The organism is Blautia sp. 2227st1_G12_2227SCRN_220401, from assembly GCF_039062885.1.
In the GTDB taxonomy this organism is placed as follows: domain Bacteria; phylum Bacillota; class Clostridia; order Lachnospirales; family Lachnospiraceae; genus Blautia_A; species Blautia_A fusiformis.
In genome coordinates, this window is record NZ_JBCLNI010000002.1 from 109,197 (window position 1) to 125,288 (window position 16,092).

Annotated in this window: 13 protein-coding genes; 11 read left to right on the forward strand and 2 right to left on the reverse strand. The window is 44.6% G+C overall.

Annotation, left to right across the window (positions count from 1 at the left end; genetic code table 11):
- Nucleotides 1-75: 75 nt before the first annotated feature.
- Both ABCM67_RS01675 and ABCM67_RS01680 read right to left on the reverse strand, forming a co-directional pair.
- Nucleotides 76-1,671: a response regulator gene (locus ABCM67_RS01675; protein WP_021652321.1), complete on the reverse strand. Its 1,596-nt coding sequence runs from the start codon at nt 1,669-1,671 to the stop codon at nt 76-78.
- Nucleotides 1,646-3,472: a histidine kinase gene (locus ABCM67_RS01680; protein ID WP_059085385.1), complete on the reverse strand. Its 1,827-nt coding sequence runs from the start codon at nt 3,470-3,472 to the stop codon at nt 1,646-1,648. The genes ABCM67_RS01675 and ABCM67_RS01680 overlap by 26 nt, the downstream gene beginning before the upstream one ends.
- A gap of 246 nt (nt 3,473-3,718) precedes the next feature.
- Here ABCM67_RS01680 and ABCM67_RS01685 point away from each other — a divergent pair, with 246 nt between their 5' ends.
- The 11 genes from ABCM67_RS01685 to ABCM67_RS01735 all read left to right on the forward strand — a co-directional run bounded on the left by ABCM67_RS01685 (nt 3,719) and on the right by ABCM67_RS01735 (nt 16,089).
- The gene (locus ABCM67_RS01685) at nt 3,719-4,954 is read left to right on the forward strand and encodes an extracellular solute-binding protein (RefSeq protein ID WP_092071267.1); all 1,236 of its coding nucleotides are present in this window, start codon (nt 3,719-3,721) and stop codon (nt 4,952-4,954) included.
- A gap of 78 nt (nt 4,955-5,032) precedes the next feature.
- Nucleotides 5,033-5,911: a sugar ABC transporter permease gene (locus tag ABCM67_RS01690; RefSeq protein WP_044961978.1), complete on the forward strand. Its 879-nt coding sequence runs from the start codon at nt 5,033-5,035 to the stop codon at nt 5,909-5,911.
- Nucleotides 5,912-5,922: 11 nt separating this feature from the next.
- Entirely contained in the window at nt 5,923-6,777 is an 855-nt protein-coding gene (locus ABCM67_RS01695) for a carbohydrate ABC transporter permease (RefSeq protein WP_021652326.1), read from the forward strand.
- Between the two features lie 41 nt (nt 6,778-6,818).
- The gene (locus ABCM67_RS01700) at nt 6,819-7,928 is read left to right on the forward strand and encodes a glycoside hydrolase family 172 protein (RefSeq protein WP_021652327.1); all 1,110 of its coding nucleotides are present in this window, start codon (nt 6,819-6,821) and stop codon (nt 7,926-7,928) included.
- A gap of 15 nt (nt 7,929-7,943) precedes the next feature.
- Complete coding sequence (locus tag ABCM67_RS01705; protein ID WP_237971358.1) at nt 7,944-9,197, forward strand: extracellular solute-binding protein; 1,254 nt, start codon at nt 7,944-7,946, stop codon at nt 9,195-9,197.
- 176 nt (nt 9,198-9,373) lie between these two features.
- The gene (gene hrcA / locus ABCM67_RS01710) at nt 9,374-10,417 is read left to right on the forward strand and encodes a heat-inducible transcriptional repressor HrcA (RefSeq protein WP_015527075.1); all 1,044 of its coding nucleotides are present in this window, start codon (nt 9,374-9,376) and stop codon (nt 10,415-10,417) included.
- A gap of 18 nt (nt 10,418-10,435) precedes the next feature.
- Complete coding sequence (gene grpE, locus ABCM67_RS01715) at nt 10,436-11,071, forward strand: nucleotide exchange factor GrpE (RefSeq protein ID WP_059085388.1); 636 nt, start codon at nt 10,436-10,438, stop codon at nt 11,069-11,071.
- Nucleotides 11,072-11,124: 53 nt separating this feature from the next.
- Nucleotides 11,125-13,017 carry a molecular chaperone DnaK gene (gene dnaK / locus ABCM67_RS01720; RefSeq protein WP_110102502.1) on the forward strand — a complete coding sequence of 631 codons (1,893 nt, stop codon included), beginning with the start codon at nt 11,125-11,127 and terminating at the stop codon, nt 13,015-13,017.
- 21 nt (nt 13,018-13,038) lie between these two features.
- Nucleotides 13,039-14,229 (forward strand): molecular chaperone DnaJ, encoded by a 1,191-nt coding sequence (dnaJ, locus tag ABCM67_RS01725; RefSeq protein WP_021652330.1) that lies wholly within the window; start codon nt 13,039-13,041, stop codon nt 14,227-14,229.
- 158 nt (nt 14,230-14,387) lie between these two features.
- Entirely contained in the window at nt 14,388-15,341 is a 954-nt protein-coding gene (gene prmA, locus ABCM67_RS01730) for a 50S ribosomal protein L11 methyltransferase (RefSeq protein WP_015527080.1), read from the forward strand.
- Nucleotides 15,342-15,345: 4 nt separating this feature from the next.
- On the forward strand, nt 15,346-16,089 hold the full coding sequence (locus ABCM67_RS01735) for a 16S rRNA (uracil(1498)-N(3))-methyltransferase (RefSeq protein WP_342992446.1): 744 nt from the start codon (nt 15,346-15,348) through the stop codon (nt 16,087-16,089).
- Nucleotides 16,090-16,092: the final 3 nt, after the last annotated feature.

The window sequence follows — 16,092 nt, forward strand, 5'->3', positions numbered from 1 at the left end:
ATTGATTATAAGTAAAATTCCGGAGAAGGGCACTGGCATTTGTGCCAGTAACTTTGTTATAAAGAAGAGAAGAAGTTATGTATGCTGTTCCCGATAGGCGGAAGGTGTGATCCCCATTTTCTTTTTGAAGCTGGTGCTGAAATAATATTGATTGGCATAACCACATTTCAGGCTGATCTCCTTCAGACTCATAGTAGTCGTAGTCAGGTAACGGGCGGCTGCGGAAATTCGCTGAGATGTGATAAAGTCACTGAGACTGATTCCCTGATTTTTTTTGAAAAGAGCACTTAAATAAGCAGGGCTTACATTGGCAGAGGCAGCAATATCATTGAGGCAGAGCGTATTGTCAGTGTAGTGTTCGTTGATATAGGAAATCACCAGTTCGCAGAGCTTCTGGTGATAATCATTCATGGAGGAATCAAGCTTCCGACATAAAAGATGGCACAGATCCTTCAGCCATTGACATAGCTCTTCCGTATTATGAAACTCATTTATGTGGTTGTAAACATACAAAATTTTAGCTTCAAGGTCATGCGTATCCAGATTTAATTCATAGAAAAATTTCAGGATCCGGCCAAGAAGAGAATAAATCTGTATGAAAGCGAAATTCTTTGTGCGAAATTTCTGAGTGAGCCAGTCGGAAAAATTCTGAAACCAGAGATCTATGGCAGCGGTATCCTTTTTGCAGAGAAGCCGGATCAGTTCATCCTCCTTTGTATCTGAAAAATCTGCAACAGACAGATCGGAACCCAGAGCCTCTCTTCCGTCAAAGATATTCTGATGCGGGAAAAAGAATCTGTATTCCAGTGCATGTACGGCGCTTTTATAAGAATGGTTCAGGTTCCAAAAATCCTGGACAATTGTTCCAATACCTGCGTTGAGAGAAAGTCCCAGTGGCTGGCAGGCATCTGCGATTGAGGAAATAAGTCCGCTGGTAAGCTGGCGGAAGCTGTTGGACTGACAGCCGCTGTGTCCCAGAATGCACAGATAGCCATCCATATCCGGGAGAAGATACACAAAATCAAGAGAAGCGGTTTCCTCAGTTATCAGATCCTGAAGGTTGAAAAGCTCCATCTGAAACTTTTCAATCCCGTAAACAGCTTTTAGATCCGGAGCATTTTCAAGCTCCAGAATAACAACTGTATAAAAATCATAATTCAGCTCCAGGTTCAGATACTTAAGATAAGGCTTCAGTCGGTAGGCTGCTTCAGAAGACGGAAGGTGTGTGATCTCGCGGAAAAATTTTTCCGTAAGAAGAGGCCTGCTTTGTTTCAGAAGCTGGAGATTTTTCTGTTCCTTTTCCATCAGTGCAAAAGCGTTTTTTACCTTCTGGATAAGATAGGCATAATCCAGAGGCTTTTCGATATAATCCAGAGCACCGAGGAGCAGAGCGCGTCTTGCATATTCAAATTTATCATAGGCACTGATCAGGATGATCTTCACCATAGGATTGATCTCAAGAGCTTGACGGCTCATGGAAATGCCGTCAAGATCAGGCATTTCAATGTCAGAAATGATCAGATCTGCCGGTTCTTTTTTCATGGCTTCGATAGCAGAGGTTCCATTGTAGCAGACATGGATGATCTCTGCATTCAGTGTTTCCCAGTCTATGTTTTTTTCGATACCTTCTGCAGATAAGTAATTATCATCTACGATCATTATTTTTTTCATCGATATCTTCCTCCATCTGTTCGAATTCAATGGTGACGTATGTGCCGTTTCCGGGGTTGCTGCGGATCCTTACGGAACCGTTTCCGTATAATGGGTTGGAAATACGGGAACTTACGTTGGAAATTCCAAAATGCTTCTCATAATCAATAACATTATGCTCAATAGCATGGCGCAGCTGTGCAAGGGTTTCGGAGTCCATGCCGGCACCGTTGTCCTCAATGGAGATCACAACCGTATCATCGCCATAAAGAACATGGATCGAAATGAAAACAGCTGGTGTGCCCGAAGAAATCCCGTGCAGAATGGAATTTTCGAGAAATGGCTGAAGTGTAAACTTGCAGATCAGGAAATTTTCGATTCCATCTTCTGCTTCGATCTCCCAGTCCAGATTATCTTTATGACAGAGCTTTTCCATTTCCAGATAAAGCCGGGCAATTTCCAATTCATCTTTAATAGGAATAAGTTCCTTTGATTTACGCAGGGTAAGACGGTAAAAGGCAGTCAGATTTGCAATCATCTGATCAGCAATGTCAAGCTTTCCAAGGGACTGGCAGGTACGGATCGATCCCAGGATATTGTAAAGAAAATGCGGATTGATCTGTGACTGGAGCAGCTGGTATTTCAGACGTTCTTCGTTTACGGAAAGATTTACAATGGACTTCAGGTTTCCGGCTATTGTGTGCTGCATATCTTCAAAGGTGATGCCCAGTCTGTCAATCTCATCATACCTGGAAGGATCATCCGGGTGGGGAACAGTAACGATAGATAGATGTTCCGGGTCATATCCCAGCTGAAAGGCTTCCATTGCATAGGAAAGTGCAGTGATCTTCCGGGTAAGATTTTCGGAAAACAGGATAACGATGATAACAGTAAGGAGCAAGAAAATAAGGACAGTGATCAGTAAGGCACGGATCAGGATGTGCGTGTTGCCCTGAATATAGCTTTCCGGGATTTCGGTAACATGAAGCCAGCCATTGCTTAAGGTGCAGCAGTTATAATATTTGTCGCCGCTGTGAAAAGAAGAATCTGCATTTCCTTTGAGTTTCTGAAACTGTGCTTTGGAAATTCCGGATAAATTCAGTGAGGATGTATTTTTTGCTGCAATCTCTCCGTGATCTGTGAGAATGTAGCTGTATATGCGGGAATCCAAAGCAGCAGGCTGCAGATAAGTGGTAAGCTCTGAGGTGTCCAGAGCAATGCCGTAGGCGTATTCCAGAATACCGGTGGCCTGATTTTTCAGTGCCCGGACGCAGAGGATCACATCGGCAGATGATTTTTTTGTGGACAGTATTTTAGGCAGAGGCATATTGGAAACCGGTATCCAGACAGAGGAAAAGCCTGAACCGGAAACAATATTTTTATCCAGACCATATGCAGAAAGCTCATCTGTGGAAAAGAAGTACAGGCTTTCTTTTGAACCGAGCTGATCGGGCTGCAGAAAAACATATATATGGAAGAAATCGAATGTGGATTTATACAGCGAAATATTGTTTTTTACAGTGGTGAATTTTTTCAGTGCATCTACCTTATTAGAGGAAGGCTGATTTAGGGAGTACATTTGAAACTGTATGGTATCTGCTACATTTTCAACCTGACCGAGGCGGTCGTTCAGCTGAGAGACCAGCTGCTTGTCAGTCATTACGGCAGAATCGATGATACGATCTCTGGCAATGTTATAGGAAATGTGATAGCTGATGAAGGTCAGGGAAATCAGAGGTACCATAGTTGCGATCAGAAATGCGAGCAGGAGCTTATAGCGAAATGAGGAAAAAATGGGTGGGATACATTTGTGGAATTTCATAGTACATACTCTCCTTTATGTCGAAAACAAATTAATGAAACCGAATCCAGCTGTGAAAAAAAGCCGTTACAAATATAGATTATATAAAAGGATTATAAAAAATTAACAACAAAAATACAAGAGAACGAAAAATAATATAAAGAAATCATAAAATATTGTATTTAGAATGAGGGGGCTCTCTGGTATCCTTAAACCATCAAAAACAGGTGTGGACAAACACGAAAATGTCCAGAAAGGAAGAAAGATATGAAGAAAAAAGTAATGAGTGCAGTTTTGGCAGCAGCGATGGTTGTGGGTATGGCAGGTAACGTGGTTACTGTTTCCGCAAAGGAAAAATATGATCTTACCTTATACAGCGTCAACACCACAGACCCGGATTTTGAGGACTGGCTTGCAAATGTGGAAGATGCCACGGGCCTGAACATTAATGTAATTGCGGCACCTACAGATACAGATACCCGTCAGCAGAAGATCACCACAATGCTTTCCACAGGAGATACTTCCGTGGATGTCATTGAGATCAACGATGAGATGAGCGCGGCATTTAAAAATTCCGGATGGCTGGAAGGACTGAACGATACAGTAATGACAGATGATATCGCTGATCAGTTTGCCCAGGGATATGTAAAGGATATGATCACAGATAAGGACGGAAACATCGTCGGTGTTCCAGGCTATACAGGATATCTTGCATTCTGGGTAAATCAGGAGATCATGGATGAGGTCGGAATCAAATCCATTGATACAAAAGAGGATTTCATGAAGTATATGAAGGCTGTTTCCAAGGACGGAAGATTCGGCTACGGCGGTTCCTGGGAGAAAACCTATGCATTTAACGAGCTTGCACAGTTTGTAAACATGTTCGGCGGCGATTATTTTGACTGGACCAAAGAGGAAAACAAGGAAGCAGTTCAGTTCCTTCACGATCTGGTTGCTAATAAAGAAACATCCATCGAACAGATTGCAGATAAATATGACCAGATGAATCCGAAGATCAATGACGGAAAATACGGATGCTGGTTCATGTGGGGCCTTGGAACAGATTATGCAAAGGCAGATATGCTTGGCGCAGATAAGATCCACATGGAAATGGTACCGGATTTCAGCGGCAAGGGAGAGCGTGCGATCTTTACAGATTCCTGGAGCTATGTTCTCAACAAAGCATCCAAGAATAAAGATGCAGCTGTGAAATTCCTCCAGTATATGGCTGATGAAGGCGGAATGGAAGCTTCCTATAAAGCATTTGACAGATATCCTGCAAGAAAGGATGTTGCAGAGAAGGTAGTTCCGGATTCTGACCCGGCAAAAGAAATGTACAGCAGATATGCAAATGAATGCAATGTACAGGGACGTCCGATGGTGGCACAGACAATGGAATTTATCAGCGATATGGGAACAATCTTCCAGTCCTGTATGAAAGACGAGATTACAGTTGATGAGTTCTGCAAGAAGGCTCAGGATGTGGTAGATATGTATAAGTAAAAGATATAAAAAAACAGCAATGTAAAGCAGAGGTAAAAGTCTGCTTTACATTGCTTGATGAACAGGGAGGAAAGTTCCATGACAATAAGCAAAAAAAATATGAAGTGGATACCATGGCTTTTGATCCTGCCGGTTGTACTGATTCGAGGTTTTACAACAGTATATCCCATTCTGATGACTGTGAAAAACAGCTTCTTTAATATCAGTATCCTTGCAGGTATCAATGAATTTATAGGCTTCAAGAATTACCTGAAGGTATTTTCTGATCCTAAAGTGCTCACATCGATCAGCTTTACGGCAATATTTGTGGTTGCTTCCATGATCTTTCATGTGATCCTCGGAGTTATCCTGGCACTGATCCTGAATATGAAATTCAAAGGCCGCCGTTTTCTGAGGACCATCGTGCTGATCCCGTGGGCTATGCCTGCAGTAGTAGCCGGTATGGCTGCAAAATGGGCATTTAACAATGATTATGGTCTGATCAATGATTTTATCCGCTGGTTTGTACCGGGTTACCAGAACAGCTGGCTGATCAATACAGGTACTGCAAGAGCAGCGGTAATTGCAATGGACCTGTGGAAGGACCTTCCGTTCTTTGCAATTCTTGTACTTTCCGGACTTCAGTTTATTTCCGGCGATATCTATGAGGCAGCAAAGGTAGACGGTGCAAACGGGATCCAGAGCTTTTTCCGGATCACACTTCCGCTGATCGCAAAAAATGTCCTGACTTTATGTATTCCGTTCACACTCTGGAGACTGACAACCTTCGATCTGGTTTATTCCATGACATCTGGAGGCCCTGGAGAGGATACTGCGCTGATCGCATACAGAATCACAACAGAAGCATTTACAAATCTAAACGTAGGATATGCTTCGGCGCTGGCTATGCTGCTGTTTGTTGTAATGGCGATCTTCAGCTGGCTGAATATACGTGTTATGAATAAGTTTGACAGTTAGGGGGAATTATCGTGAAGAATACAGGAAAATATAATGTTTATCATGGAGTGGTAGCCGTTGGAAGATGGGTTCTGTTTGCAGTTGTGGCTTTTCTGATCCTGTTCCCGGTTTACTGGATCTTTATTTCTTCGATCACACCGTCAGGAGAACTGTTTAAAACACCGATCGATTATCTTCCGGATCATCCCACACTGGAAAGCTATAAATTTCTGATACAGAATGTAGGACTGCTTTCAAAGATCGGAAATACAGTTCTGATCGTAGGCATTACACTTGTGATCAGTACCGTGCTGTGTGCAATGGCTGCCTATGGCTTCTCAAGATTTAACTCAAAGGGAGTTTCTGTTGCATTTGCGTTTGTTCTGGCTACCATGCTGATCCCTGAGGTTGTCACAGCCCGCCCGCTGTATGAGTTTATGCAGAAGGTAAAGCTGTATGATACATATCCGGGACTTATCCTTCTTTATATCAGTACCGTTATACCGTTTACGGTTCTGATCCTCAGAAACTTTGTCGGTGAGATCCCGATCTCACTGGAGGAGGCAGCTGCTATTGACGGCGCATCTTTTTCACAGAGACTGTTTACGATCGTTCTGCCGCTGATGAAGCCGGCAATCGCTACGGTTTGCATTATCAACTTTATTACCTGTCTGAATAACTTTTTCACACCGTTGTTTTATTCAAATGGTATTCAGGTACTTTCTGTTTCCATCGTACAGCTTCCGTTACGTGACAACATGTATGGAGTTCCGTGGGATCTGGTCAGCGCCATGGGATGGATCATCCTTCTTCCGATCATTATCTTTGTAGCTGTTTTTGAGAAACAGATCATGGATGGTATCATGGCAGGTGGAGTAAAAGCGTAAATATAATATTTTTAATTTCCAAAAGAGAGGAGAAAACAGATATGTATCAGGCATTTACAGGCGGACTGGGAGGGATCGCACTTGCAAAGCATGGAAAAAGCCGTGCGATCAACGCAGAAAATCCTCATGGAGAAAAAGGCAGAGGCGGTATGGCTGCAAGTCATCTGGGACCGTCCAGAAAAGGAAGCCCGTGTCTCAGGGATATTGAGCCGGGAACTGTGGTAACTCTGGCAGAAATGGAAGGACCGGGACAGATCAATCATATCTGGATCACCGTTGATAACAAGACTACAGAGGCAGATTGCTTTGTACTGAGAGATCTTGTAATCCGTATGTACTGGGATGACGAGGAAACTCCTTCCGTGGAAAGTCCTCTGGGTGATTTCTTCTGCTGCGGATTCGGAAGGGAATGTTTTGTAAATTCTGTTCCGGTGGCTGTTGTTCCAAACAGGGGCTTTAACTGCTATTTCCCGATGCCGTTTAAGAAGAAAGCAAAGATCACACTGGAAAACCAGCATGCAAATAAAATCCCGGCTTTCTTTTATCAGGTAGATTACTGTCTCTATGATGAGCTTCCGGACGATATTGCTTATTTCCATGCGCAGTGGAGAAGGGAACGGTTGACAGAAAAAACAAAAGATTATACAATTTTGGATGGAGTAAAAGGAAAAGGCCATTATATAGGAACCTACATGGCACTTACCACACTGGAACGTTACTGGTGGGGCGAGGGAGAAATGAAGTTTTATATTGACGGAGATGAGGAGTATCCGACCATCTGTGGAACAGGAACGGAAGATTACTTTGGTGGTTCCTGGAGCTTTGCCAAACAGGTGGATGGAAAAACCGTGGAACAGAATTATAACACGCCGTATCTGGGATATCCGTATTATTCTGCCCATGACGAGCTGATCCACAATTTTTATCATAATGATGACTGCCCGCCAATGAGAGGCTTTTACAGATGGCATTTACAGGATCCAATCTGCTTTGAAGAGGATCTTCGCGTTACGATTCAGCAGATAGGCGTCGGATACCGTGGCCTGTTTGAACGACAGGATGATGTGGCAAGTGTAGCGTACTGGTATCAGACACTTCCTCATGCACCGTTCCAGCCGTTGATGTCAAAAGAGGATAGATGGCCCAGATAAAAAGGGTGGTAGAGATTGAAAAAACAGGTATTTTGCGGGGTATTTGCCCTGGCTCTGGCAGTGACAGGATGTGGAGTCCAGAAGAAGGAGGCTGCATCTGATATTGTGCCGGAGAACAGACAGGAACTGACGATCCTTCATGTGGATGCAGGCACAGAAGGCTTTGATTCTTTTATCAGCCAGGCGGAAAAAGATCTTGGAATAAAGATCCATATTGAAAAATGTCCGGCCAATGCGGACAATCGCCAGGCCAAAATAGCAACTCTTCTGACATCAGGAGATGATTCTGTTGATCTGATCACAGTAAATGATGAGATGATATCCGAATTTAAACATAAGGGATTTCTTCTTCCGTTGGAAGATACGGTTATGACAGAGGAGACAGCGGCGAATTTTCTGCAGGAATACCTGAAAGAAATATGCATGTCAGACGGACATATTTTTTCGGTACCGTTCAGGATGGATATCATGGCATTCTGGGTGAACCAGGAATTGCTGGATCAGGCTGGTCTGGACAGACTCTCCTGTCTCAGTGATCTTGAGATCCTTCAGAAAAAGCTTCAGAATACGGGAAAATATGCATATGGGGATGCATGGGAGATTTCTTACATATATAATAGTATCAGCGAGTATGTCGATTTTTTCGGAGGAGATTATACAGACTGGACGGATCCGAAAACAAGAGAAGCGGCAGAATATATGAAGCGAATGCTGGATACAGGGATGATATCAGAGGAGAATCTGATCGACCAGCATGACCAGCTGAATGAAAAATTTATAAACGGCCAGTATGGATGTATGTTTATGTATACCGGTGTGTTGAGTACTTTTCAGAATGCAGGCGTGTATGGAAAAGATAAGATCCATATGGCACCATTTCCGGAATTTGACGAGAAGGTGACCAATATCGCAACCTGGCAGTATGTACTGAATAAAAATTCTGATCATAAAGAAGCAGCTCTGAAGTTCCTTCAGTATGTGTCCGGATATGAGGCCAGTAAAAATTACGGACAGCTGACAAAAATGTGTCCGGCAAGACTGGATGTGATCGAGGATAAGAATTTTGATCTGGATGGCATTGAAATGATCCGGCAATATCTGAAAGATTATAAGCTGAAAGCAAGACCACTGTGTGCCGATTCCATAGAAGCCGTTTCGTCCATGGGAACGGAATTTCAGAAATATATGCTGGGACAGAAAACAGAAGCGGAATTTTTTGCCGGGGCACAGAACTGCATAGACCAGTATTACAAAAAAGCATCGTACTGATGCTTTTTTTGTTTTGAAAAAATAAGAACTTTTTTTCAAAACATATTGACAAATATTTTACATGGTGATATCTTAAAGACTGTAGATGTTAGCACTCCACTAAAATGAGTGCTAACAGATGTAAAAAAAGAATCAACATCCGTCAGGAAAGAATAAAAAGGAAAGGAGATGGATTCATGGAAGAGGTGTTGAATGAGCGCAAGCAAAAAATCTTAAAAGCAATCATCAAGACCTATATGGAAACCGGAGAACCGGTTGGTTCCAGGACCATTTCCAAGTATGCGGATCTCAATGTCAGTTCCGCAACGATCCGAAATGAAATGTCAGACCTGACAGATATGGGCTATATCGTCCAGCCTCATACCTCAGCAGGAAGGATTCCTTCAGATAAGGGCTACAGACTTTACGTCAATGAGTTGATGAAGGAGAAGGAAGCGGAGGTCGCAGAGCTGCGAGATCTGATCATTGAGAAGACAGATAAGATGGATAAGGTGCTTAAGAAGGTTGCGAAGGTTCTTGCTTCCAATACCAACTATGCTACCATGGTTTCCGTTCCGCAGTACAGCGGCAACAAGATCAAGTTCATCCAGCTGTCGAGAATGAGCGAACTTCAGCTTGTGGCAGTGGTTGTCAGTGACAACAACACAGTCCGGAACCAGATCATCAATCTGGATGAGGAAATGGACGACCAGACGATCCTGAAACTGAATCTTCTTCTTAACACCAATCTCAATGGGATCCCGATCCAGGATATCAACCTTGGGATGATCGCCAGACTGAAGGAACAGGCAGGCAGCCACAGCGGTGTGGTGGCAACGGTTCTGGATGCAGTGGCCGCCACCATTCATGTGGAAGAGGAAGATATGGAGATCTATACTTCAGGTGCAACTAACATCTTCAAGTATCCGGAGCTTGCCGATAAAGAGAAGGCAACGGAGCTGATCTCCGCATTTGAGGAGAAGCATGAACTTGCTGATCTTGTAAAAGAACAGATGTCAGATGGAGAGAATACAGGAATCCAGGTTTACATCGGTGATGAGATGCCAATCCAGACCATGAAGGACTGCAGCATTGTAACTGCCAGATATGAACTGGGAGACGGAATGTACGGAACCATCGGGATCATCGGTCCCAAACGAATGGATTATGAGAATGTAGTGGACAGTCTGAAGGAACTGAAGAATCATCTGGATGACGTTTTGAAAAAGAAGAAAACTTAGAAAGGCGGTAGAAAAAAAGTGTCGGAGGAAACAAAGAAAACATCCGAAGAGCAGGAAGCGGAGAAGGAAATCCCCGTAACTGACGGAGATCAGGAAGAAGAAAACCTGACACCGGAGGGAGAAGATCTGCCGGAGGAAGAAAACAATACTCCAGGCGAAGAAGCTGCCTCAGAGGATAAAAAAGAAGAAAAATCAAAAACTTCCTTCTTCGGAAAGAAGAAAAAAGATAAATCTGAGCAGAAGGTGGAGGAACTTACCGATCGCCTGAAGCGTACCATGGCTGAATTTGATAATTTCCGTAAAAGAACGGAAAAAGAAAAATCCAGTATGTACATCATCGGAGCAAAAGAGATCGTTGAAAAGATCCTGCCGGTTGTGGATAACTTTGAAAGAGGTCTTGCACAGGCACAGGAAGGCGATGCTTTTGCAGATGGAATGAAAATGATCTACAAGCAGCTTACCACAACACTGGATGAGCTTGGCGTGAAGCCGATCGAAGCAGTGGGAAAGGAATTCAACCCGGATTTCCATAATGCAGTGATGCATGTGGAGGATGAAGAGGTTGGAGAGAACATCGTGGTGGAAGAATTCCAGAAGGGTTACACCTACAAGGATTTCGTAGTACGCCACAGTATGGTGAAGGTTGCGAACTAACTGACAACAAACTTTATTTTAACAGATACAGACTAAAACAGGAGGAAAAAATCATGGGAAAGATTATTGGTATTGACTTAGGTACAACAAACAGCTGTGTAGCCGTAATGGAAGGTGGACAGCCGACAGTTATCGCAAATACAGAAGGCGCAAGAACAACACCATCCGTTGTAGCATTCACAAAAACAGGAGAGCGTCTGGTAGGTGAGCCTGCAAAACGTCAGGCAGTTACAAATGCAGACAGAACGATCTCCTCTATCAAAAGAGAGATGGGTACCGATTACCGTGTAACCATCGATGACAAGAAATATTCTCCACAGGAGATCTCCGCAATGATCCTTCAGAAACTGAAAAAGGATGCAGAGGCATATCTTGGTGAGAAGGTAACAGAGGCAGTTATCACAGTTCCGGCTTACTTCAACGATGCTCAGCGTCAGGCTACCAAAGATGCAGGTAAGATCGCAGGTCTTGATGTAAAACGTATCATCAACGAGCCTACAGCAGCAGCTCTTGCATATGGTCTTGACAATGAGAAAGAGCAGAAGATTATGGTATACGACCTTGGCGGTGGTACATTCGATGTATCTGTGATCGAGATCGGTGATGGTGTTATCGAGGTTCTTTCCACAGCTGGTAACAACCGTCTTGGTGGAGATGACTTTGATAAGAAAGTCACAGATTACATGCTTGCTGAGTTCAAGAGAACAGAGGGCGTAGACTTAAGCAATGATAAGATGGCTCTTCAGAGACTGAAAGAGGCAGCTGAGAAGGCTAAGAAAGAGCTTTCTTCCGCAACAACAACAAACATCAACCTTCCGTTCATCACAGCTACAGCTGAGGGACCGAAGCATTTCGATATGAACCTTACAAGAGCTAAATTTGATGAGCTGACACATGATCTTGTAGAGATGACAGCAGAGCCGGTTCGCCGTGCACTGTCTGATGCAGGTATCACAGCTTCTGAGCTTGGCCAGGTACTTCTGGTTGGTGGTTCTTCCCGTATCCCGGCTGTACAGGATAAGGTAAGACAGTTAACTGGCAAAGAGCCAAGCAAGAACCTGAACCCGGATGAGTGTGTTGCACTTGGTGCTTCCGTACAGGGTGGTAAACTTGCAGGTGATGCAGGTGCCGGTGATATCCTTCTTCTGGATGTTACTCCACTGTCACTGTCCATCGAGACAATGGGTGGTATCGCAACTCGTCTGATCGAGAGAAATACTACAATTCCTACAAAGAAGAGCCAGATCTTCTCCACAGCAGCAGATAACCAGACAGCTGTAGATATCAACGTTGTACAGGGTGAGCGTCAGTTCGCGAAAGACAACAAATCCCTCGGCCAGTTCCGTCTGGATGGAATCCCGCCAGCACGTCGTGGAGTTCCGCAGATCGAGGTAACATTTGACATCGATGCCAACGGTATCGTTAATGTATCCGCTAAAGACCTTGGAACAGGTAAAGAGCAGCACATCACAATCACAGCTGGTTCCAATATGTCCGATTCCGATATCGACAAAGCTGTCAAAGAAGCAGCTGAGTTCGAGGCTCAGGATAAGAAACGTAAAGAGGCGATCGACACAAGAAACAATGCAGACTCCATGGTATTCCAGGTTGAGAATGCTCTGAAGGAAGCAGGCGACAAGCTTGATGCAAACGATAAAGCAAGTGTTGAGGCAGACCTCAATGCACTGAAGGATCTTCTTGCACAGACAGCAAATGCACAGGAGCTTACTGATTCTCAGGTTGCAGATATCAAGGCTGCACAGGAGAAGATGATGGAGAGCGCTCAGAAACTGTTCTCCAAGATGTATGAGCAGACTCAGGGAGCTCAGGGTCAGGCTGGTCCTGGACCGGATATGGGCAACATGGGCGGAAACGCTGGTGCTCAGGGCGGAAATGAAGCAGGATACGGCGATGATGTTGTAGATGCTGATTACAAGGAAGTCTAAGACAAGTAGGAAATAATTACAATGGCTGATAAAAGAGATTATTATGAAGTCTTAGGTGTGGATAAAAACGCCGACGACGCAACATTAAAAAAAGCATATCGTAAGCTGGCCAAGAAATATCACCCGGATGTAAATCCGGGTGATAAAGAGGCTGAAGCGAAATTCAAAGAGGCGACAGAGGCTTACTCCGTTTTAAGTGATGCCGACAAGAGAAGACAGTATGATCAGTTTGGTCATGCAGCATTCGAAAACGGCGGCGGAGGCGGTGCCGGCGGCTTTGGTGGATTTGACTTCAACGGTGCGGATATGGGAGACATCTTCGGAGATATCTTCGGAGACCTGTTCGGCGGCGGAGGCAGAACCAGACGGGCCAACAATGGACCGATGAAGGGTGCCAACCTTCGTGCACGTGTGAACATTACTTTTGAGGAAGCGGTTTTCGGATGCGAGAAAGAGCTGGAGATCGTTCTGAAGGATGAGTGTACCACATGTCACGGAACCGGAGCGAAACCGGGAACATCACCGGTCACATGTCCGAAATGTAAAGGCCAGGGCCAGATCGTTTACACCCAGCAGTCCATGTTTGGTATGGTACGTAATGTTCAGACTTGTCCGGACTGTAACGGAACCGGTAAGGTGATCAAGGACAAATGCAGTGCCTGCCGTGGAACCGGATATACCTCTTCCAGAAAGAAGATCCAGGTATCTGTACCGGCAGGTATTGATAATGGTCAGTGTATCCGTATCCGCGAAAAAGGTGAACCGGGAACCAACGGCGGTCCGAGAGGAGATCTGCTGGTTGAGGTAAATGTAGCCCGTCATCCGATCTTCCAGAGACAGGATATGAATATCTTTTCAACAGCTCCGATCACATTTGCACAGGCTGCACTTGGCGGTGAGATGCGTATTAATACCGTTGACGGTGAGGTTTCCTATGAGGTGAAACCGGGAACACAGACGGATACAAGAATCCGCCTGAAGGGCAAAGGTGTTCCGTCATTACGTAACAAGAACGTTCGTGGTGATCACTATGTAACCCTGGTAGTCCAGACTCCGACAAATCTCAATGAGGAAGCAAAGAAAGCTCTGGAAGCTTTTGATGCGGCATGTGGAAACCGTCCGTCAGAGGACAGCACATCCGAGACTTCCGAAAAAACCGAAAAGAAGAAAAAAGGTTTCCGTGAGAAAGTTAAGGAAATGTTTGAGGAATAAATAAAGTGAAAACAGGAAAGAGGCACAAAATGCCTCTTTCTTTTTTTTCTGTATTCGTGTATATTAAAAGAAGTGCCCGTTTTCGGGACAATAGAAAACAGGCGACAGACTGGAATGAAAATCCGTAAATGTGTATACAGCATAAGGAGATATAAAAAATGAAATGGAACCGTTTTACACTTAAGACAAAAACAGAGGCAGAGGATATTGTGATCTGTACACTTGCCGAGGTGGGAATTGAAGGTGTGGAAATCCAGGATAAACAGCCGCTGACTGATGAGGACAAAGCGCAGATGTTCGTGGATATCATGCCGGAAGGACCAGCAGATGACGGGATCGCATATCTGAACTTCTATCTGGAAGAGGATGCGGATACCGAGGCAATCCTGAAAGATGTGAAGGCTGCACTGGAGGATCTGAGAAGCTTTGTGGATATCGGAGAGGCAACCATCACAGAATCCCAGACAGAGGACAAGGACTGGATCAATAACTGGAAACAGTACTTCCATCAGTTCTATGTAGACGACATTCTGATCGTACCGTCCTGGGAAGAAGTGAAGGCAGAAGATAAGGACAAGATGATCCTCCACATTGATCCGGGAACTGCCTTTGGTACAGGAATGCATGAGACCACACAGCTTGTGATCCGTCAGCTGAAGAAATTTGTGAAGCCGGGAATGGAGATTCTGGATGTGGGAACCGGAAGTGGAATCCTGGGAATCGTTGCACTGAAGCTTGGTGCAGGTCATGTGGTTGGTACAGATCTTGATCCCTGTGCAGTTCCGGCAGTGTCTGAGAACAAGGAGGCCAACCAGATCGAGGAGAAATCCTTTGACATGATGATCGGAAACATCATCGATGACAAAGAAGTTCAGGAACAGGTTGGATATGAGAAATATGATATCGTAACTGCAAATATCCTGGCAGATGTTCTGGTACCGCTGACTCCGGTGATCGTTGCACAGATGAAAAAAGGCGCTTACTACATTACATCAGGCATCCTGGATGTAAAGGAGGATGTCGTAGTGAAGGCTGTAAAAGACGCCGGTCTGACGCTTGTTGAGGTGACTCATCAGGGCGAGTGGGTATCTGTGACAGCAAGAAAGGACTGATCTCATGCAGCGATTTTTTGTGGAACCTCATCAGATTGACGGGGACAGACATGAGATCCATATCACAGGAAGTGACGTCAACCATATCGTAAACGTGCTCCGTATGAAAAAAGGCGAGGAGCTCTGGATCAGCGACAAGGAAAAAGAATATCACTGTGTGATCGAAAATGCGGGGGAGGATGAAGTCCTGCTTCATATCCTCTATGTACAGGAGCCGGATTATGAGCTGCAGAACCGTATTTATCTTTTTCAGGGACTGCCGAAGGCTGATAAGATGGAGCTGATCATCCAGAAGGCAGTAGAGCTTGGAGCATATTCCGTAGTTCCGGTTTCAACCAGGCGCTGCGTGGTAAAACTGGATAACAAAAAAGCAGAAAAAAAAGTATCCCGCTGGCAGCAGATCGCAGAAAGTGCGGCAAAACAGTCCAAGCGTATACTGGTGCCGGAGGTACATTCTGTGATGACCTTTAAAGAAGCCCTTGTCTATGCAAAAGAACTGGACGTTCTATTGATCCCTTATGAGCTTGCAAAGGGAATGAAAGAGACGAAAGAACTGATCCGGTCGATCGAACCGGGAAAAAGCATCGGTGTTTTTATCGGCCCGGAGGGTGGTTTTGAAGAGCAGGAAGTGGCAGATGCCATGGAAGCCGGTGCGAAACCCATCACCCTGGGACACCGGATCTTACGGACAGAAACTGCGGGACTTGCAGTACTTTCTGTTCTGATGTTTCAACTGGAGGATGAATAAACT

Excerpts from the sequence above, each read along its gene's own strand:
- ABCM67_RS01690 (WP_044961978.1), top strand. The coding sequence starts at position 5,033 with ATGACAATAAGCAAAAAAAATATGAAGTGGATACCATGGCTTTTGATC.
- dnaK (WP_110102502.1), top strand. The coding sequence starts at position 11,125 with ATGGGAAAGATTATTGGTATTGACTTAGGTACAACAAACAGCTGTGTA.
- dnaJ (WP_021652330.1), top strand. The coding sequence starts at position 13,039 with ATGGCTGATAAAAGAGATTATTATGAAGTCTTAGGTGTGGATAAAAAC.
- ABCM67_RS01685 (WP_092071267.1), top strand. The coding sequence starts at position 3,719 with ATGAAGAAAAAAGTAATGAGTGCAGTTTTGGCAGCAGCGATGGTTGTG.
- ABCM67_RS01700 (WP_021652327.1), top strand. The coding sequence starts at position 6,819 with ATGTATCAGGCATTTACAGGCGGACTGGGAGGGATCGCACTTGCAAAG.
- ABCM67_RS01675 (WP_021652321.1), bottom strand. The coding sequence starts at position 1,671 with ATGAAAAAAATAATGATCGTAGATGATAATTACTTATCTGCAGAAGGT.
- ABCM67_RS01680 (WP_059085385.1), bottom strand. The coding sequence starts at position 3,472 with ATGAAATTCCACAAATGTATCCCACCCATTTTTTCCTCATTTCGCTAT.
- prmA (WP_015527080.1), top strand. The coding sequence starts at position 14,388 with ATGAAATGGAACCGTTTTACACTTAAGACAAAAACAGAGGCAGAGGAT.
- hrcA (WP_015527075.1), top strand. The coding sequence starts at position 9,374 with ATGGAAGAGGTGTTGAATGAGCGCAAGCAAAAAATCTTAAAAGCAATC.
- ABCM67_RS01735 (WP_342992446.1), top strand. The coding sequence starts at position 15,346 with ATGCAGCGATTTTTTGTGGAACCTCATCAGATTGACGGGGACAGACAT.